The organism is Pseudomonas sp. MWU13-2517 (genome assembly GCF_023242545.1).
Lineage (GTDB): Bacteria > Pseudomonadota > Gammaproteobacteria > Pseudomonadales > Pseudomonadaceae > Aquipseudomonas.
Genome location: NZ_JALMFA010000013.1, coordinates 188,557 through 207,046, shown reverse-complemented (window position 1 = coordinate 207,046; position 18,490 = coordinate 188,557). Strand labels below are relative to the sequence as shown.

16 protein-coding genes and 1 tRNA gene are annotated in these 18,490 nt (G+C 59.9%); 11 read left to right on the top strand and 6 right to left on the bottom strand.

Going from position 1 to position 18,490, the window contains the following annotated elements:
• The first annotated feature begins 31 nt into the window (after positions 1-31).
• Entirely contained in the window at positions 32-721 is a 690-nt protein-coding gene (locus tag M5B97_RS19985) for an ABC transporter permease (RefSeq protein ID WP_248732447.1), read from the top strand.
• Positions 702-1,889: a methyltransferase gene (locus M5B97_RS19980; protein ID WP_248732429.1), complete on the top strand. Its 1,188-nt coding sequence runs from the start codon at positions 702-704 to the stop codon at positions 1,887-1,889. Before M5B97_RS19985 ends, M5B97_RS19980 begins: the two co-directional genes overlap by 20 nt.
• Before the next feature lie 241 nt (positions 1,890-2,130).
• Here the strand turns inward: M5B97_RS19980 and bcsQ are convergent, their stop codons facing one another.
• The gene (gene bcsQ, locus M5B97_RS19975) at positions 2,131-3,036 is read right to left on the bottom strand and encodes a cellulose biosynthesis protein BcsQ (protein ID WP_248732428.1); all 906 of its coding nucleotides are present in this window, start codon (positions 3,034-3,036) and stop codon (positions 2,131-2,133) included.
• A gap of 337 nt (positions 3,037-3,373) precedes the next feature.
• Here bcsQ and M5B97_RS19970 point away from each other — a divergent pair, with 337 nt between their 5' ends.
• Together M5B97_RS19970 and M5B97_RS19965 are read left to right on the top strand one after the other, a co-directional pair.
• Positions 3,374-3,607 carry a DUF2790 domain-containing protein gene (locus tag M5B97_RS19970; protein ID WP_248732427.1) on the top strand — a complete coding sequence of 78 codons (234 nt, stop codon included), beginning with the start codon at positions 3,374-3,376 and terminating at the stop codon, positions 3,605-3,607.
• Positions 3,608-3,734: 127 nt separating this feature from the next.
• Positions 3,735-3,810: transfer RNA gene (locus M5B97_RS19965), tRNA-Thr, on the top strand.
• 231 nt (positions 3,811-4,041) lie between these two features.
• On the opposite strand, the gene M5B97_RS19960 is transcribed toward M5B97_RS19965, so the two are convergent.
• On the bottom strand, positions 4,042-4,527 hold the full coding sequence (locus M5B97_RS19960) for a hypothetical protein (RefSeq protein ID WP_134660391.1): 486 nt from the start codon (positions 4,525-4,527) through the stop codon (positions 4,042-4,044).
• Between the two features lie 121 nt (positions 4,528-4,648).
• Here M5B97_RS19960 and M5B97_RS19955 point away from each other — a divergent pair, with 121 nt between their 5' ends.
• Positions 4,649-5,545: an AraC family transcriptional regulator gene (locus tag M5B97_RS19955; protein WP_248732426.1), complete on the top strand. Its 897-nt coding sequence runs from the start codon at positions 4,649-4,651 to the stop codon at positions 5,543-5,545.
• Between the two features lie 73 nt (positions 5,546-5,618).
• Here M5B97_RS19955 and M5B97_RS19950 read toward each other — a convergent pair whose 3' ends face one another.
• From M5B97_RS19950 to M5B97_RS19935, 4 genes are all read right to left on the bottom strand, one after another.
• Positions 5,619-6,914, bottom strand: coding sequence for an OprD family porin (locus M5B97_RS19950; RefSeq protein ID WP_060754639.1), 1,296 nt, complete (start codon positions 6,912-6,914; stop codon positions 5,619-5,621).
• 256 nt (positions 6,915-7,170) lie between these two features.
• Positions 7,171-7,383, bottom strand: coding sequence for a hypothetical protein (locus M5B97_RS19945; protein ID WP_123717097.1), 213 nt, complete (start codon positions 7,381-7,383; stop codon positions 7,171-7,173).
• A gap of 235 nt (positions 7,384-7,618) precedes the next feature.
• A complete protein-coding gene (gene aguA / locus M5B97_RS19940; RefSeq protein WP_248732425.1) occupies positions 7,619-8,725 on the bottom strand; it encodes an agmatine deiminase in 1,107 nt (368 codons plus the stop codon).
• A 121-nt stretch (positions 8,726-8,846) separates the two neighbouring features.
• On the bottom strand, positions 8,847-11,756 hold the full coding sequence (locus tag M5B97_RS19935) for an aminotransferase (protein WP_248732424.1): 2,910 nt from the start codon (positions 11,754-11,756) through the stop codon (positions 8,847-8,849).
• A gap of 151 nt (positions 11,757-11,907) precedes the next feature.
• On the opposite strand from M5B97_RS19935, the gene rfbB reads away from it, so the two are divergent.
• From rfbB to M5B97_RS19905, 6 genes are read left to right on the top strand one after another with little or no spacing between them, the layout of a single operon-like run.
• A complete protein-coding gene (rfbB, locus tag M5B97_RS19930; protein WP_123717094.1) occupies positions 11,908-12,990 on the top strand; it encodes a dTDP-glucose 4,6-dehydratase in 1,083 nt (360 codons plus the stop codon).
• Positions 12,987-13,862 (top strand): glucose-1-phosphate thymidylyltransferase RfbA, encoded by an 876-nt coding sequence (gene rfbA / locus M5B97_RS19925; protein ID WP_248732423.1) that lies wholly within the window; start codon positions 12,987-12,989, stop codon positions 13,860-13,862. The genes rfbB and rfbA overlap by 4 nt, the downstream gene beginning before the upstream one ends.
• Positions 13,859-14,404 (top strand): dTDP-4-dehydrorhamnose 3,5-epimerase, encoded by a 546-nt coding sequence (gene rfbC / locus M5B97_RS19920; RefSeq protein WP_248732422.1) that lies wholly within the window; start codon positions 13,859-13,861, stop codon positions 14,402-14,404. The genes rfbA and rfbC overlap by 4 nt, the downstream gene beginning before the upstream one ends.
• Positions 14,401-15,270 carry a dTDP-4-dehydrorhamnose reductase gene (gene rfbD / locus M5B97_RS19915; protein ID WP_248732421.1) on the top strand — a complete coding sequence of 290 codons (870 nt, stop codon included), beginning with the start codon at positions 14,401-14,403 and terminating at the stop codon, positions 15,268-15,270. Before rfbC ends, rfbD begins: the two co-directional genes overlap by 4 nt.
• Before the next feature lie 36 nt (positions 15,271-15,306).
• Complete coding sequence (locus tag M5B97_RS19910) at positions 15,307-17,115, top strand: ATP-binding protein (protein ID WP_248732420.1); 1,809 nt, start codon at positions 15,307-15,309, stop codon at positions 17,113-17,115.
• The gene (locus M5B97_RS19905; protein WP_248732419.1) at positions 17,112-18,488 is read left to right on the top strand and encodes a sigma-54 dependent transcriptional regulator; all 1,377 of its coding nucleotides are present in this window, start codon (positions 17,112-17,114) and stop codon (positions 18,486-18,488) included. Before M5B97_RS19910 ends, M5B97_RS19905 begins: the two co-directional genes overlap by 4 nt.
• Positions 18,489-18,490: the final 2 nt, after the last annotated feature.

The window sequence follows — 18,490 nt, the reverse complement described above, 5'->3', positions numbered from 1 at the left end:
CTACAGCTGGCTGGCGCATTTCGACCTGGGCCTGAACTGGGCCGTGATCATCAAGTGGCTACCCAAACTGGCCCAGGGCGCCATCCTCACTCTGGAACTGGTGGCCATCGCGGTTATTGCCGGCCTGCTGCTGGCGATCCCGCTGGGCATTGCCCGCTCCTCACGCCGCTGGTATGTGAGCGCCCTGCCCTACGCCTACATTTTCTTCTTCCGCGGCACGCCGTTGCTGGTGCAGTTGTTCCTGGTCTACTACGGCCTGGCGCAGTTCGATACGGTGCGCGAGAGCTTCATGTGGCCGTACCTGCGCGATCCGTTCTGGTGCGCCACGGCGACTATGACTCTGCACACCGCCGCCTATATCGCCGAGATTCTGCGCGGCGCAATCCAGGCCATCCCGCCGGGTGAAATCGAAGCGGCACGCGCCCTGGGCATGTCCAGGCCCAAGACGTTGTTCTACATCATCCTGCCCCGCGCCTCGCGCATCGGCCTGCCGGCGTACAGCAACGAAGTGATCCTGATGCTCAAGGCCAGCGCCCTGGCCAGTACCGTAACCTTGCTCGAACTGACTGGCATGGCGCGCACGATCATCGCCCGTACCTGGCTGCCGGTGGAGATCTTCTTCGCCGCCGGGCTGTTCTATCTGCTGATGGCTTATATCCTGATACGCGGCTTCAAACTGCTCGAACGCTGGTTGCGCGTCGATGCCTGCCAGGGACGCTGAAGCGCGTTTCGAGGCGCTGGATGCGTTTCTGATCGAGCACCAGGGGCTGTGGCGACCACGGCCCTTTACGCACCTGCAATTACCCTGGGAAGCCGAGCATCCCGAGCTGGCCCAATGGCTTCGCCAACGCTCGTTGGCGGATGCCGAAGCCAGTCACAACCACGCCCATGAGCTGCCGGCACCTGCGCCTTTCCCACAGCTGGCGGAGCGGGCATTGCGCCTCAGCGCGGTAGACGAGCTGCCAAAACGGCCACTTGCTCCCGCTCGCCACCGTCTGAACGTCGATGTGCCGGGCCGCAAATGGCAGCAGATCGAAGCCTTCGGCGCCGCATTGCAGTTCGCCGAAACACCTGGCCACTGGCTGGACTGGTGCGCCGGCAAAGGTCATCTCGGCCGCCGCCTGCTGCAATCCAACCAACAACTGACTTGCCTGGAATACGACCCAGCCCTTGTCGCCTCGGGCCAGGCGCTGAGCGAGCACCATGGATTGGCCGTCACGCATCGCCTGCAAGACGTAATGGCGCAGGTGACACTCAGCCCCGAACACACGCCTGTGGCCTTGCACGCCTGCGGCGACTTGCATGTGCGCCTGCTGCAACTGGCCAGTGCGGCTGGCTGCAAACAGCTGGCGGTGGCGCCCTGCTGCTACAACCGCATCAGCGCCACACACTACCAACCGCTCTCCAGCGCCGGCCGCAGGTCAGCCCTGCGTTTGTCAATTGATGACCTGGCCCTGCCACTGAGCGAAACCGTCACCGCCGGCAACCGCGTGCGCCAGCAACGCGACACGTCCATGGCTCGACGCCTGGGTTTTGATCAGTTGCAGCGGCAGTTGAGCGGCCGCGACGAATATTTACCCACACCGTCGCTGCCCGCCAGTTGGCTGGACAAACCCTTTGCCGACTACTGCCGCGACTTAGCCAACCTCAAGGGTTTATCCACAGGTGAACAGGATTGGGTGGCGCTGGAGGCCCATGGATTGCGCCGGCTGGCGCAGGTGCGAAACCTGGAGTTGGTGCGTGGCTTGTTTCGGCGCCCGTTGGAGATGTGGCTCGTGCTGGACCGCGCACTTTATCTGTCGGAACAAGGCTACAAGGTTGAGATAGGCAGCTTCTGTGAACCCGCACTGACCCCACGCAACTTGATGGTGCTGGCCGAGCGCGATTAAGGGGCAAAAATTCCTACATGCCCCTGTGGATAACTCTGTTGATGAATTCTTTACAGAGGCTGTCACCATCAGCGCTACAGCCCAAAAGGCGAGCTGGTCATTTTTTGTTCACAAAATAAAACGCACACAAAACAGGCAGTTGCAGCGTGTTGAGAACCGCGCCACAAAATGGCTGTTTCATGACAGCCTCAACCAATCGATTGTGCATAAGCATCTGGCGTTAAGCCTATAAACAGCGTTTTTACGCGCTTTTTTTCGGCGCCTTCAACACCCGACAAATCTCGTTGATATCGTCACTGGCCAGGTGTTTGGCCACGTTATCCAATGGATCGGCCGCAAACGCCAGCGCCTCGTTGATCGCCACGTCGCGATGAACCTCCAATGGAGGTTTCTCCAGGCGCTGCTTGAAGGCCTCGACCATGTCCAGGCTGAAGGCATCGCTCTCATCCACCTGGTTGACCACTACATACACACAGGGTGGGCGCTCACCTTCAAGGTAGGGCGCCAGCAATGGGTCCAAATGGTCCAGGGTGCCCAGACACGCCGCATCTGGATGAACCACCAGCAGCACCACATCAGCAACACTCAGCGCTTGATGGAAGTAGACATTATTACCGGCAGGCGTATCGATGATCAGCGTTTGCCGCTCGCTCAGGCACAGGGACGAAAGACGCCGTGCCAGCCAGCCAGGTTCGTGCTTGAGCCAGCGCTCCAGGTTTTCCTGCTGTTGGGTATCGATATCGCCAAAGGTAATCACCTGACAACCGGCAAACCCGACCTGTTGCAAATCCCGCCATTGACCATGTTCCAAGCTGGTGCGGCCAATACCGGGCAACGTCGCACTGACGCCGAAGTGGTGGTGCAGGGCATTTTGCGGATCCAGGTCCAGCGCCACCACCGACTCACCATGACGCTGCAACCCGCTGCTCAAAGCCGTAGCCAGCGTGCTGCGGCCAACGCCGCCGTTGATAGACACCAACGCGACAACTTTCGCGCGCACGACGGCGGTATCGGCGGGCTGGGAATGTAATGGGGGGGGTTCGTCGGCGGGCACACTGCCAAAAAAATGCATTCGCGCATTGATGCCTTGGGCATCGTGGCTGACATCTTTGCCAAACAGCGCCAGAAGTTCTTCGCTAAGGCTCATAGCCCTCTCCTCACGACGCAACTAAAGACGTGATGCTCGGCAAGCAGGCACTAGCCGCAGGTCTTATTATAGGCGTCTCAGTCGACGCATTTTGTGACAGGCATGGCAGAGTGTCATTATTTTGTTGTTTTCATCGATCACTTTTTAGACAAGCGGTAGTTCGTCAATTTTATGACCAAGCCCTCCGTTCAGCACATTTCCAGCGCCTTCGTATCAACACGTACATAAGTCTCTCGCCAATACACAACGAGACAAAATCCAACACCGACGACACAGACCAGATACCTCACCGGCGCTCAATGGCCTCACCCACCATTGACTCCAAGAGGACATCACCATGAACCCCAACAACTGGAAAGCCTTCTTCGCCGCCAGCCTGTTAGCCGTCACCTTCACCGCCCACGCCGACGTCGCCCACAAACCCGACATCCAACGCGTGTTGTCGACCAGCGAAACCACCCTCCCGGGATGCGGCGTGGTCAATGCACGGATGACCTATCTGGACTCCGAAGGTGAGACGCAAGTATTGGAGTACATGAAATTCACCGACCATTGTGGCGACGGCAATTGAGGCTGATTTAAAGCCTCTGGCTGGCTGAAAAATCACCAATCGCAAAAAAACCTCCGTCTCTGCAAAAATAGTCAGAATTCAGGGGTTTACAGAAGCTTGCCAATCGCTATAATCGTCGCCCTAACACGCCGGTATAGCTCAGTTGGTAGAGCAACTGACTTGTAATCAGTAGGTCCCGGGTTCGACTCCTGGTGCCGGCACCATATAAGACGAAGCCCTCACAGCAATGTGAGGGCTTTGTTGTTTCTGGAGTTTGGGATGCACCGTGTCCACAAAACGTCCACGCCCTTCCCTTCGTATTAAGCCCCATCCGCTTTCCTTGCTCGTATTGTCTAGCCCTCCCAAACACCAAACGCCCACACCACCTGCATATAACTCCTATTCAGTAGACGACTCTACCTCAGCGCCCAGTACGAACTCGCCGGCCCACCGGATCAAGCAAACCGACCACCTTTTCTGCGCAGGTACATCATCTGCGCGGTGACGCCGATGATCAGCGCCACTGCGATGCTGGCTTGTGCGCCGATCAGTACAGGCGATTTCAAGTCGGTGACGAAGGGATGCCCGTCGGGTACTCGGCGCAGTGTTTCGGAGACGGTGGGCACCATCAGGAAAAATGCCGTAAGGCTCAGGAAAATGGTTTCCAGGTACGCCCGTGCGCGTCCCAGCCAAGCCACGTGCCCTACGCCGTAACCCGCCACCAGCAAGGCAATCGTGATGACGCCAATGAGGTTGCTGACCGGCTGCTTGGCGACCAGGAACACGCTGAAAGCGCCGATCAGCATCGACACCAGGTAGAACCTGCCCGGTGCTGAACGGGGAACAATGCGGCCGGAGCGGATGAACATGTAAGCCGCCAGTGGAATGGCGGGCAGGCTGCCGAGGGTGTGGATCCAGCCAAGGGCGGAGATTCCGAACATTTTGCTTTTCCCGTGTGATTGGAAGATAGGCATAAACGACCGGCGCTGGAAACGTTCATCCAGATCGCCTCAGAGCGTTATGATCCGGGAATCAGCTTATTGAAGGCATGGCCGGACAGACATGACCAATCCCCTCGAAAATTTGATCATTCATCCGGAAATGCAGCTGGAAGGCTTGGCCAAGGGCGACCTTTTGTCTCAGGTACTGGCGCAGATTCGCCTGACGGGCGACCGCGTCTATGCATCTGAGCTGGTTATCGGGCAGCCGCTCATGCTCGATGAAAAGAGCGCGCATATCTGCGTAGTCCAGCAAGGTCAGTTGCATCTGGAGGGCGGCGGCCAACCATCGGTGACGCTGGAACAGGGCGACGTGCTCCTGTTGCCTCACGATCCCACAGGCATCACGATTACGGCGCGCAACGAGCCAGCCGCAGTGGTGGTCTGCCGATTCTGGTTCGATGCGAGCAGTTTCCAGGCGATGCTGTTTGCCCTGCCCCAGTTGATCCACATTCGACAAACCGAGGCGGCGGCCTGGGCCGAAGGCATTCTGCATTTCATGCTGCTCGAAGCGCATGACACGCAGCCGGGCGGTGCGTTGATGATTTCTCGCCTGATTGATCTGGTGGTGATTCGCATCCTGCGCACCTGGGTTCAGCAGGGTGGCGCTTCGGGATGGCTTGGTGGGTTATCGGATGCGCGTATCGCGCGGGCGCTGAGGGCTCTGCACGAAACGCCTGGCCGGCAATGGCGCATTGACGCGCTGGCGGAAGTTGCCGGCATGTCGCGCTCCAATTTCTGCGAGCGGTTCAGCGCGCTGGTCGGGCGCTCGCCGTTGCGTTATCAGAATGAATGGCGGCTGACCTTGGCGAAAACCATGCTTTCCAGGCAGGGAGGTCGCATCGGCGAGGTTGGTTTTGCGGTTGGCTATGAGTCCGAGGCCGCATTCAGTCGAGCCTATAAAACCTTTTTCGGGCGTTCGCCTCGGGACGACAACGCCCGACGCTCTTCAGACAAATGATTGCCTGGGCATAAAAAAACCCCGAACCAGTCGGGGTTTTTATCGCCTGTCGTCAGGCGCGACTTGCGATCAATCAGAAAACGTTGATCGGGTAGTCGGCGAACAGACGGATTTCGTTACCGCCTACGTTGTAGTTGCTGGCGTTGTTGGAGACGCGCAACCAGGACGCACGAGCGCGCAGGCTCAGGTCTTTGGCTGGGCCGCTCTGTACGACGTACTTGAACTGGTTCCAGATTTCACGCTCGGTGCCGTCGCCACGGTTGCTACCGTCGTCGATGTTGGTACCGCGTACGTAGGCAACGTTGTAGGTCAGGCCCGGTACGCCGAAGGTGGCGAAGTCGATGCCGTAGCCAACCTGCCAGGAACGCTCGTCCTTGCCGTTGAAGTCAGACCAGTAGGAGTTGGCCAGCAGGATGGTGTTGCCACCGTCGCCGATGCCGCTGTCCTTGGTGTTGTCGCGGTAGCCGCCGTACAGGTACCCGGTGTCACCGGTGCTGCGCTGGTGGGCCACTGTGAAGCTGTGCGGGCCGACCGCCCAGGTAGCGCCCAGGCTCCAGATCTTGTTGTCGCGGGCGTCTGCGTCACCTTGGGTCTGCTGGGCGAAGCTCTTGTCCAGCTTGGTTTTGTAACCGTTAAAGTCAAACGTCAGGGACTGTTTCTCTGGCAGGGCCAGCACGTAGTTGACATTGACATATTGCTTCTTCAGCACGTCCTGCATGTTGGAGGCATACAGTGCAGCCGACAGGCTTTCGGTGAATTTGTAGCTACCACCGATGTAGTCGATGCTTTTCAGGTGGCCGCTGTCGCTGCCTTCGGCGCTCTTGCGCGCTTCTTTGGTGAAGTGACCAGCGTCCAGTTGCAGGCCGGCGATCTCTTTGGAAACGATCGAGGTACCTTCATAGGTTTCCGACAACAGGCGGGAGTTGTCGTACTGCAGGACCGGTACGGCTGGCATCTGCTGACCGTATTTGATTACGGTGTTGGAAATGCGTGCCTTGACGGCTGCGCCACCTTTGGCCAGGTCGTTGGCAGCTTCGCCGCTGTCGCCTTGTTTGAAGAAGTCGATACCGCCAGCGCCGCTACGGCCTTTACCACCGTCCAGACGGATAGCGTATTGGCCGATCACGTCCACACCCACACCGACGGTGCCTTGGGTGAAGCCGGACTCGAACTTGCCGATGAAGCCTTGGCCCCATTCGGCTTTGTCTTTCTTGCCGTTTTTGTAGTCGCGGCTGATGTAGGCGTTACGGGCAGCGATGTTCAGGTGGCTATCATCGACAAAACCCTTGGACTGCTCCTGGTCGTTTGCCATGGCTGTCGATGCGCTCAAAATCCCCAGAGCGATCAAACTCATCCGTTGCTTCAACATGTTCTTATATTCCTTATTACTGGTTGAGTACGCACTGTGACACCAGGCTCCGTGTCGCTTTCTGGTGTCGACTTTCTCCGGAAAAAAGAAGGCCCGCGGACGACTGAACTGCCGCGGGCCTTTTTTTATTGGATTAAGTCATGGCGGTTAGCCACAGGCGTTGGGCGCAATCCTATGCGCGCGTTGAACTATGTGTCAATTTCGTGAATCGTCTGTATTTAGGCGAAATAATTCTAAGCCCCCATCTGCACGCCCTTTAGTTTTTCAACAACTCACATAACGCTTGCACTTCATCTTCACTGAAGAACCCCGCCGGGTAGCGCTCAATCATCACGCTGCGCAGGTCTTCCCGCCTGGCATGTCGCGAGCCGTTTGCCTTCAACCACAGCCCCAATGCATGGATCGCATCACCGTTGACCCGCGTCGGGTGGAACGGGCGCGTGTAGATCCGGTTGATATCGGCATTCATTTAAGCGCTCTCTCCTACTGCTTGAGCGGCTAACTTACTCAAGGTTTATGACAGAACTGCGCAGTCATCAAACCTGAATTACGGAGGCAATACCGATACAAAAGCTATGCCAATGTCCCGTGTTTATAGGCTTCCGGACACAAAAAAGCCCGCGACCGTGATGGGCCGCGGGCTTGCTGTGCACGCTAAAAAAGGGTAGCGCGCAGGTAGGGTTCAAACACTGTTACAACTGCACTCAGTTTTTGTGCGGCGCCGGCTGTTGTTGGGTCAGGCAATGGATGTTACCGCCGCCCAGTAACAGTTCACGACCTGGCACCATCACCACTTCGTGTTGCGGGAACAGGTCCTGCAGGATTGCCCTGGCCTGGGCGTCCATTGGGTCGTCAAAGCTCGGTGCAATGATGCCGCCGTTAACGATCAGGAAGTTGACATAGGAACCGGCCAATCGCACGGTCGGGTTGCGCTCCTGGCTGCCATCCACCGGATCCACGCCCGCGCACTCTTCCTCGGTGGCGAACAGCGGCCCCGGGATCGGCATTTTGTGCACGATGAACGAGCGGCCCTGAGCGTCGGTGCTGCTTTTCAGCACATCCATGGCAGAGTGGCAGCGCGCGTAGTTCGGATCTTGCGGGTCGTCGGTCCAGGCCAGCAGCACTTCACCCGGGCGCACGTAGCAGCAGAAGTTATCCACATGGCCGTCGGTTTCGTCGTTGAACAGACCGTCCGGCAACCAGATGATCTTATCCACAGCCAGATTGTCGCTCAGCACGGCCTCAATGGCCGCGCGATCCAGGTGCGGGTTGCGATTACGGTTCAACAGGCATTCTTCGGTGGTGATCAGCGTGCCTTCGCCGTCGACATGGATAGAACCGCCTTCCAGCACAAACCCTTCGTTGCGGTAACGCGGCGCGCGCTCGATCTCCAGGATCTTGCCGCCCACCTGCGAGTCACGGTTCCACGGTGCATACAAACCGCCGTCAAAACCGCCCCAGGCATTGAAATCCCAGTTCACCCCACGCACTTCGCCACTGTTGTTGATGACAAAAGTCGGGCCGGTGTCCCGCACCCAGGCATCATCGCTGGACATTTCCACTACACGGATATTGGGCACGTCCAAACGCGTACGGGCGTTTTCGTACTGACCGGCTGAAACAGCCACCGTCACCGGCTCAAAACGTGCGATAGCCTTGGCCACCGCTACGTGAGCCGCCTGCGCCGGCTTGCCGCCCAGACGCCAGTTGTCCGGACGCTCGGGCCAGATCATCCAGGTTTGGGTCTGTGGCGCCCATTCGGCGGGCATATGGAAGCCATCGGCGCGAGGTGTGCTGTGCAGGGTAGTCATGGCGTTCAGGGCTCCGAATGAGTGGATGGCCGACTTTATAGCGGATAAAAATCGGCTTTAAAAGAGACAAAAGATCATGGCAAGCAAACATTACAAAAAATAGCCGATAAAAATCGAATGATCATAATTGCTCATCCAGCACCTTCGACAGCATGTCGACAAAGAAATCCACGCTGCGTCTGGACGTGACCATGGGAGGCTTGATCTTCAAGATGTTGAGATAGTCACCGGTCGGCTGCATGAAAATTCCCAACTCCCGCAGACGATCACACAACAGTGCGGTTTCGAAGGTGGCGGGCTCCAGGGTTTGCCGATCACGAACCAACTCCAATCCCAAATAGAAGCCAGAGCCATGAACGGCCCCCACCAACGGGTGACGGTCGATCAGTTCCTCCAGGCGCGCTTTAAAATGCCCACCGACTATCTGGGCGTTTTCCCACAGTTTTTCTTCCTCCATCACATCCAGCACCGCCATGCCGATGCGGCAACTGACCGGGCTGCCCCCTGCCGACGAAAAGAAATACCCTTCGGCTTCCAACGCCTCGGCAATTTCCCTTCGGGTGATCACCGCACCCAGTGGCTGGCCGTTCCCCATGCCTTTGGCCATGGTGATGATGTCCGGCACCACGCCTTGCTCTTCAAACCCCCAGAAAAAATGCCCCATGCGGCCGTAGCCCACCTGCACCTCATCGGCGATGCACACACCGCCCTGGGCACGCACCAGGCTATATACCTGCTGCAAATAGCCCGGGGGCAGGGAGATGCCACCGGCATTGCCGTACACCGGCTCGCAGATGAAGCCCGCCAGCTGACGTTTACTCGCAGCGATTTTCGCCAGGTTGTGTTCCACACTACGTACGTAATCGGGAGCACTGTCCGGCCCGCGGAACTCACCGCGATAGGTGTTCGGCGCCGTCACCGGGTGCACCCAATCCGGGCGGCTGCTCAATGCCTGAGGGTTGTCGGCAATCGAGGTGGACACCGCATCCGCCGCCACCGACCAACCGTGATACGCCTCGAGCACACTGAGCATGTCACGCCCGCCGCTATAGGCCCAAGCCAGGCGGATCGCCAAGTCGTTGGCCTCGGTGCCGCTATTGACCAGGAAGACCCGGTCCATGCCGTCTGGCGCCAGCGCCAGCAAACGCTCGGAAAACTCGGCAATCGCCGCGTAGTGAAAGCGCGAGTTGGTATTGAGCAGCGCCCATTGCCGCGCCGCCACCGCCGCCATGCGCGGATGACCATGGCCCAGCACGGCAACGTTGTTGAGCATGTCCAGGTAGGAACGGCCCTGCATGTCGATCAGGTGGTTGCGCCAACCCCGCTCGATACGCGGCGGGTCGACGTAATAGTGTTTCTGCGAACGCGCAAAACTGGCGTCACGCCGCGCCAGCAGGGCTTCGGGGTCCAATTCCGGCTCGGCGTCACAGGCCAGGCCCAACAGTGCCGCGGGTGAGGGACAGAGCGCTTGCCATGCCGGAGCCCTGGACGGCGTGCAGAACAACGGCGGCTCAAGGTCTGCATGGCACAGCTGAACCGTGAGCGGCGCATGAACTTCGCCCAGGATTTGCCCTTTGACCACTACCGAGCCAGGCGCCAACTGCGTTTTCACACCCCATAAACGCAGGCTCAACGGCGTGTCATGCAAGCACAGCAAACCGTCGTCACCCTCGCGCAGGGTCCCGGCAAAAGGGGCTTGTACGACGGTGCCGTGGGGAAGGTGCAGCTCCACATGAAGGGGAAAGGTATCCGGTTCGGCGGCGCTGTCGGGACGCGTGCGCGACAACCGATACTGCCCATATCGACTGGCGGCGAGCCCATGCACCGCCGCCGCCTCATCCAGCAGCCGTCGGTCGATACCCGGCACTTCCCAGTTGCCGGCCTCGAAATGCGGGCTGAGTACGCCCAGGTCGATCAGCGCAAACTCACGCCCCACCAGGCCCGGCAGCAATGGGGCGAAATTGTGTTCGGCACTCGTCGGCGACGCTTCACCGGCACACTTGAGGATCGCGGCCTCCATCAACTCGAACGGCACCGATGTCGCCACACGGAAGATTTCCCACTCGTGCTCGGCGTTTTTCAACAGGTAAGCATTGTCCGGGTCCAGGCGTTGTTGCTTTTCGCTGCTCAGCACCAGCACTGCCGCACGGGCGACGATCAACGGCCATAGCACCTGCAGCTCTTCACGTTGCAACGGCGTGACCACGTGGCAAGCCTGGATCGCCGGCAAGATGACGAACGGGTCCCCTTCGGCGTGGTGCAACAGCGCCGCACAGGTGACTGACAGGTCGGCAATGCGCCAGGTGCGCACCAGGTCACCGAAATCAATCACGCCCTGGCATTGCCAGTGCCGTTGGGCGTCGCGCTGCCACACGACGTTATCGTCGGTGATGTCCATATGCACTGCCTGCCATGGCAACCGGTGTGCCAAAGGCCTGATGCACTCGTCTACCTGTCGAGCCACCTGTGTCAGGGCGACACGGTGAGGCAGGTCGTCGAGTGTATTCAACAGATGGGTGATCAGTTCCTGTGCATGGCGCGGGTCCCACTGCAGGGTACGCTCCAGGCCAGGGTGCTCGAAACCGGCCAGGGCCTGGCTCATCCGGCCGCACAGCGCACCGAAACCTGCGATCACTTCGCGGCTCAAGTGCGGCAAATCGGTCAAGGGCCGGCCGTCGATATACTCCAATAGCCGCACATGCAGGGTTTGGCCATCGAGGCTTACAGTCAGCAGTTCATCGCCCTCGAGGGTCTGGATGACCTTCGGCACACGTATGTGCTCTCGCCCCTGCAAGTCCTTGAGGGCTGCATGCTGGGCCTGTAATTCAATGGCGGCGTAGTCGCCCCGGCTGATTTTCAGAACAAACCGGCCACGCTCGCTGTCGATCTTGTAATTGAGGTCTTGTTGGCTGCCCAATGACCGCAATGAACCATCAAGGCCATAATGCTGCTTGAGTAATTGCGCCGCCTGGTCAGGGCTCACTTGGGGGCAAGGTAAACTGGCACGATGGATCAATGTGGCAAGCAACATTGTGACGACCTCTGTTTTTTCAGGCGTCTATATCGCCATTGTTATGGACAGTTAATCAACCCCTCATGCTCGCCGTGCTTGCACGAGCCCGGTTCACAACTCAAGCTATGCTTCTTTCGCCCAGTGTCCGTCTAAGGAAAAGGCCCTCGACATGCGCATTCTCATCACCGGTGGTGCCGGATTCATCGGCTCCGCCCTGATCCGCCACCTGATTGAAAATACCGAGCACGAAGTGCTCAACCTGGACAAGCTTACGTACGCCGGCAACCTTGAGTCGCTGGTCAGCATCGCGGCTAACAGCCGCTATGAGTTCGTCCAGGCCGACATCATCGACCAGGCCACCGTCAGTGCCGTACTGGCACGCTTTGAGCCTCAGGCGATCATGCACCTGGCGGCCGAGTCCCATGTCGACCGTTCCATCGACGGTCCGTCGGATTTTATCCAGACCAATATCGTCGGCACCTACAGCCTGCTGGAAGCCGCGCGCGCTTATTGGCAGAAACTGGCAGAACCGGAGAAAAGCGCGTTCCGCTTCCACCACATCTCCACGGATGAGGTATACGGCGACCTGCACGGTGTAGACGACCTCTTCACTGAAACTACGCCTTACGCCCCCAGCTCGCCGTATTCCGCAAGCAAGGCAGCCTCCGATCATCTGGTACGCGCCTGGCAACGCACTTACGGACTGCCGGTGCTGCTGACCAACTGCTCGAACAACTACGGGCCGTTCCACTTCCCCGAGAAGCTGATTCCGCTGGTCATCCTCAACGCCCTCGCGGGCAAGCCACTGCCGGTCTATGGTGACGGCCTGCAAGTGCGCGACTGGCTGTTCGTCGAAGACCACGCCCGCGCACTGCTGAAAGTGGTGACCACCGGCGTAGTGGGCGAGACCTACAACATTGGTGGGCACAACGAACAGAAGAACATCGATGTGGTGCGCGGCATCTGCGCCCTGCTGGAAGAACTGGCACCCCAGCGTCCGGCCGGCGTGGAAAAATTCACCGACCTGATCACCTTCGTCAAGGATCGCCCAGGCCACGATCAGCGCTATGCGATCGATGCCAGCAAGATCGAACGCGAACTGGGCTGGGTTCCGGAAGAAACCTTTGAAACCGGCCTGCGCAAAACCGTGCAGTGGTACCTCGATAACCTGGAATGGTGCCGCAGGGTCCAGGATGGCAGTTATCAAGGTGAACGACTCGGCAACACTGACGCAAAGGATCTGATCGCATGATGAAGGGAATTGTATTGGCCGGCGGTTCCGGCACCCGTTTGCACCCCATCACACTGGGCGTGTCCAAACAACTGTTGCCGGTGTACGACAAACCGATGATCTACTACCCGATCTCCGTGCTGATGCTGGCGGGGATCAAGGACATCCTGGTGATCTCCACACCAGCGGACTTGCCGCAATACCGCAATCTGTTGGGCGATGGCAGCCAGTTTGGCGTACGTTTCAGCTATGCCGAGCAGCCCTCTCCAGACGGGCTGGCCCAAGCCTTCATTATTGGTGAAGAGTTCATCGGCAATGACCCGGTTTGCCTGATCCTGGGTGACAACATCTTCCACGGCCAGCACTTCGGCGACCAACTGCGCACCGCGGCCGAGCGCCCGTCCGGCGCCACGGTGTTCGGCTACTGGGTCAAAGACCCGGAGCGTTTCGGCGTGATCGACTTCGACAAAGAGGGCCGTGCCCTGTCCATCGAAGAAAAACCAGTCAAGCCCAAGTCGCACTACGCCGTAACAGGCTTGTATTTCTACGACAACGACGTGATCGGGATTGCCAAGGCAGTCAAGCCTTCACCTCGCGGCGAGTTGGAAATTACCGACGTCAACAATGCCTACCTGCAACGCGGTGACCTGCACGTTGAGCGCTTCGGCCGTGGTTTCGCCTGGCTCGATACAGGTACCCATGACAGCCTGCTGGAAGCTTCAACCTATGTGCAGACCATCGAGCACCGCCAGGGCCTGAAAGTCGCCTGCCTGGAAGAAATCGCCTACGAAAACGGCTGGATTGATCGTGATTACCTGCTGGAGCGCGCCAAGTACTTCGGCAAGACCAGCTATGGCCAATATTTGTACACACTAGCCGGGGATACTAAATGAATGTAATCGCCACTGAGCTGCCCGGTGTATTGATCATCGAGCCGAAGATTTTTGGCGATGAACGCGGCTTTTTCTACGAGAGTTTTAATGCCCGGGAATTTGCCCGGGCCAGCGGGCTGCAGCTTCAATTTGTACAGGACAACCACTCCCGCTCGCAGAAAGGCGTGCTACGGGGCCTGCACTATCAGCTGGAGCACGCTCAAGGGAAGCTGGTACGCGTGATAGCCGGTGAAGTGTTGGACGTGGCGGTGGATATCCGCCGTAGCTCCCCACATTTCGGCAAGTGGACCAGTGTGCGCCTGTCTGCCGAAAATAACCGTCAGCTGTGGGTCCCGCCGGGTTTTGCCCACGGGTTTGTCGTGCTCAGTGACCATGCCGAGTTCCTCTACAAGACGACTGACTACTACACACCGTCTGCAGAACGCTGCATTCGCTGGGATGACGCCGACCTCAACATCGATTGGCAGTTGAGTGCCTCGCCGACCTTGTCCGCCAAGGATCAAAACGGCAAAAGCCTGAAAGAAGCAGATCTGTTCCCATGAAAATCCTCATTACCGGCCAACACGGGCAAGTCTCTCAAGAGCTGCAACAGCGGCTCCTGGGCCTGGGCGAGCTCATCGTAGTGGGCCGCGATCAGCTCGATCTGGCCAACGTCGACCAGATCCGCCAGCAGGTGCGCACCCATAGCCCGGACCTGATCATCAACGCTGCGGCTCACACCGCTGTCGATCTCGCCGAAAGCGAACCGGACGCAGCGTTTGCCATCAATGCAACCGCGCCCGGTATCCTCGCCGAGGAAGCCAAGGCCTTGGGCATCCCGCTGATTCACTACTCGACCGACTACGTGTTCGACGGCAGCAAGCCCGCGCCGTATACCGAGAGCGATGTGCCAAACCCGCTGGGCGTCTACGGCCAGAGCAAACTGGCGGGCGAGCAGGCGATTGCAGCCGTGGGTGGCGAGCACCTGATCTTACGCACCAGTTGGGTGTATTCGAGCCACGGCAAGAATTTCCTGCTGACCATGCAACGCCTGCTGCAAGAAAAACCGCACATGCGTATCGTCGCTGACCAGATCGGCGCGCCGACCTGGGCCGGCAGCATCGCCAACAGTACCCGCGCCCTTATTGAACGCTGGTTGGCGGGTGAGGCAGGGGAATGGGGTGTCTATCACCTGACCGCTCAAGGCGAAACCTCATGGTTTGGCTTTGCCCAGGCGATTGGCGAACACCTGCGTGCGCAGGGCAAACCTTGCGCCGAGCTGGAAGCGATCCCGTCAAGCGCTTACCCGACGCCCGCCAAGCGCCCGCTGAACTCGCGCCTGGATTGCAGCCGCCTGCAGCAACAATGGCAGGTCGGCCAGCCGCACTGGCAAGACGCATTGCACGAGTGTCTTGCAGAGCAGCACTAGGCATAATGCGCCTGTACCCACAGGCGCATGACTCCCATGACTCCACCCCTTCCACGAAGACCTCGCTGGCGCAGCCTTGCCCTGTTGGCGTTATGCCTGGCCCCGCTGCTGTGGCCGCTGGAACACTTGGCCGAGCGTTACTACCGCAGCGAATTGGCCGGCCAGAACCGCCAGACCCTCGACCTGTACGTCGCCAACCTGTTGGGCACCCTGCACCGCTACGAAATCCTGCCGCAAATCCTGGGTGACCTGCCGGCCCTGCGTACAGCCCTGGATGCACCTCAGGTGAGCACCAACCTGGCCAACGCCAACCTGCTGCTCAAGGACGTCGCCGCGCAAGCCGGGGTGGAGGTGATGTACCTGATGGACACCACCGGCAAGACCCTCGCGGCTTCCAACTGGGACAAGCAGGACAGTTTCGTGGGCCGTAACTTCTCGTTTCGACCCTATTTCAGCGAAGCCATGGAGGGGCGGCTGGGTCGGTTTTTCGGCCTGGGCACCACTTCAGCCAAGCGCGGCTACTTTTTTGCCGCCGCCGTGCGCGATGGCGAAAAAATCGTCGGTGTGCTGGTGGTCAAGGTCGACTTGGACCATACCGAAAGCCTGTGGGGTAACACGCCGGAACAGTTGTTGGTGACCGACCATAATGGCGTGGTGATCCTGACCTCGCGCCCGCAATGGCGGTTTCGTGCCACCCGGCCGCTGACCGCAGAAGAGCGTGAGGCGATTATCGCGATCCAACCTTATCCGACCCGCGACCCGAAACCGCTGGCGCTGAGCGCCACGGCATGGCTGCGCCAATCTACCGCCATCGCCGAAACCGGCTGGAATGTGGAAATCCTTGCGCCACGCTCGCTGATCAATCGCCCTGTACGCACAGTGGTTGCCGTCGGTGGAGCGACGCTGTTGGTGTTGATGCTGCTGCTGGGTTTGATGATGCAACGTCGGCGCCACTACCTGGAGCGCATTGCCTTCGAAGCCAAGGCGCGCCGCGAGCTGGAGGCACGCGTAGCCGAACGCACCAGCGATCTGGAGGGCCTTAACCGGCGACTGAAACAGGAAGTGCTGGAGCGCGAGCACGCCCAACAGGAATTGGTGCGCGCCCAGGATGACCTGGTGCAAGCCGGCAAGCTGTCAGCCCTGGGTACCATGTCGGCGAGCATCAGCCACGAGTTGAACCAGCCCCTGGCGGCCATTCGCAGTTACGCGGAAAACGCCGAAATCCTGCTCGACCATGAACGCACCAACGACGCCCGCGGCAACCTCAAGCTGATCAGCGAACTGACCGGGCGCATGGCGTCGATCATCGCTCACCTGCGCGCATTCGCCCGCCGCGACCGCCATGCGCCGGAAAGCGTGGCCCTGCAGCCGGCGCTGGATGATGCGCTGGCGTTGCTGGCCAAACGGCGGCGCTCGATGGAAGTCGAGCTGATCCGCGATCTGCCGGAGGCGACCTTATGGGTGCAAGCCGGGGAGACCCGCTTGCGCCAAGTGCTCGGCAACCTGCTGGCCAACTCCCTGGACGCCCTCACCGAAAAAGGCCCACCGCGAAAACTCTGGCTGAGTGCCCAAACCACCGAACAGGGCGTCAATCTGTACATTCGCGACAATGGCCCGGGCTTTTGCATGGAAGCCCTCGGCCGAGCCAGCGAGCCGTTCTACACCACCAAGACCCGCACCCAGGGCTTGGGGCTGGGCCTGGCGATCTGTGACACCCTGATGCGTGCCTTTGGCGGCGAACTGCTATTCGCCAACCACAAGGAAGGCGGCGCGTTGTTAACCTTGAAATTGCGTGCCGGCTCGCCGGGCGTCAGTCTGCAACCGTCCGAGGACCGCAGTGTATGAGTATCGATAACCAGATTCAGGTGGTGTTGATCGACGACGATCCACACCTGCGTCAGGCCCTGTACCAGACCCTGGACCTGGCCGGGCTGGCGGTCCTGCCCCTGGGCGAAGCCACCGGCCTCACCGCGCGCCTGTCGCGGGACTGGCCAGGCGTGGTGGTCAGCGACATCCGCATGCCCGGCATGGACGGCCTGGAGCTGCTCGCCGAATTGCACGGCCAGGACCCGGACCTGCCGGTGCTGCTGATCACCGGCCACGGCGACGTGCCGCTGGCGGTGCAGGCCATGCGTGCAGGCGCCTACGACTTCCTGGAAAAACCATTCGCCAGCGACGCCCTGCTCGACAGCGTGCGCCGTGCCCTCGCCCTGCGTCGCCTGGTGCTGGACAACCGCAGCCTGCGTCTGGCCCTCAGCGACCGCCAGCAACTGAGCACACGCCTGGTGGGGCATTCACCGCAAATGCTGCGCCTGCGCGAGCAGATCGGTGCCCTGGCGGCGACCAAGGCCGACGTGCTGATCCTCGGCGAAACCGGCGCCGGCAAGGAAGTCGTAGCCCGCGCACTGCATGACCTGTCGAGCCGGCGCAGCGGGCCGTTCGTGGCGATCAACGCCGGGGCCCTGGCTGAGTCGGTGGTAGAAAGCGAATTGTTCGGCCATGAGCCGGGCGCCTTCACCGGCGCGCAGAAGCGCCGTATCGGCAAGTTCGAATTCGCCAACGGCGGCACATTGTTCCTCGATGAAATCGAAAGCATGAGCCTGGATGTCCAGGTCAAGCTGCTGCGTTTGTTGCAGGAGCGCGTGGTCGAGCGCCTGGGCGGAAACCAACTGATCCCGCTCGATATCCGCATCATTGCCGCCACCAAGGAAGACCTGCGCCAGGCCGCCGACCAAGGCCGCTTCCGTGCCGACTTGTATTACCGGCTCAATGTCGCGCCGTTGCGCATTCCACCGCTGCGTGAGCGAGGTGAAGATGCATTGATGCTGTTCCAGCACTTCGCGGACGAAGCCGGCAGCCGCCACGGCCTGCCATTGCAGGAACTGCAACCGGGCCAGCGCGCGTTGCTGTTGCGCCACAACTGGCCGGGCAATGTGCGCGAACTGCAGAACGCTGCCGAGCGCTTTGCGTTGGGACTGGAGTTGGCACTGGACAACACCCGGGACAGCCCATCTACCAGCGTGCTCACCTCCACATCGGGCGGCTTGAGCGAGCAAGTCGAACAATTCGAAAAGAGCCTGATCGCCGCCGAACTGACCCGCCCCCACAGCTCCGTGCGCAGCCTCGCCGAAGCCCTCGGCGTACCGCGCAAAACCCTGCACGACAAACTGCGCAAGCACGGCCTGACCTTCGCCAACCAAAGCACTGACGACGAATGACC

What these genes read in the sequence shown, in the direction of transcription:
- M5B97_RS19980 (WP_248732429.1), top strand. Translation starts at nt 702, where the DNA reads ATGCCTGCCAGGGACGCTGAAGCGCGTTTCGAGGCGCTGGATGCGTTT.
- bcsQ (WP_248732428.1), bottom strand. Translation starts at nt 3,036, where the DNA reads ATGAGCCTTAGCGAAGAACTTCTGGCGCTGTTTGGCAAAGATGTCAGC.
- M5B97_RS19970 (WP_248732427.1), top strand. Translation starts at nt 3,374, where the DNA reads ATGAACCCCAACAACTGGAAAGCCTTCTTCGCCGCCAGCCTGTTAGCC.
- M5B97_RS19960 (WP_134660391.1), bottom strand. Translation starts at nt 4,527, where the DNA reads ATGTTCGGAATCTCCGCCCTTGGCTGGATCCACACCCTCGGCAGCCTG.
- M5B97_RS19955 (WP_248732426.1), top strand. Translation starts at nt 4,649, where the DNA reads ATGACCAATCCCCTCGAAAATTTGATCATTCATCCGGAAATGCAGCTG.
- M5B97_RS19950 (WP_060754639.1), bottom strand. Translation starts at nt 6,914, where the DNA reads ATGTTGAAGCAACGGATGAGTTTGATCGCTCTGGGGATTTTGAGCGCA.
- M5B97_RS19945 (WP_123717097.1), bottom strand. Translation starts at nt 7,383, where the DNA reads ATGAATGCCGATATCAACCGGATCTACACGCGCCCGTTCCACCCGACG.
- aguA (WP_248732425.1), bottom strand. Translation starts at nt 8,725, where the DNA reads ATGACTACCCTGCACAGCACACCTCGCGCCGATGGCTTCCATATGCCC.
- M5B97_RS19935 (WP_248732424.1), bottom strand. Translation starts at nt 11,756, where the DNA reads ATGTTGCTTGCCACATTGATCCATCGTGCCAGTTTACCTTGCCCCCAA.
- rfbB (WP_123717094.1), top strand. Translation starts at nt 11,908, where the DNA reads ATGCGCATTCTCATCACCGGTGGTGCCGGATTCATCGGCTCCGCCCTG.
- rfbA (WP_248732423.1), top strand. Translation starts at nt 12,987, where the DNA reads ATGATGAAGGGAATTGTATTGGCCGGCGGTTCCGGCACCCGTTTGCAC.
- rfbC (WP_248732422.1), top strand. Translation starts at nt 13,859, where the DNA reads ATGAATGTAATCGCCACTGAGCTGCCCGGTGTATTGATCATCGAGCCG.
- rfbD (WP_248732421.1), top strand. Translation starts at nt 14,401, where the DNA reads ATGAAAATCCTCATTACCGGCCAACACGGGCAAGTCTCTCAAGAGCTG.
- M5B97_RS19910 (WP_248732420.1), top strand. Translation starts at nt 15,307, where the DNA reads ATGACTCCACCCCTTCCACGAAGACCTCGCTGGCGCAGCCTTGCCCTG.
- M5B97_RS19905 (WP_248732419.1), top strand. Translation starts at nt 17,112, where the DNA reads ATGAGTATCGATAACCAGATTCAGGTGGTGTTGATCGACGACGATCCA.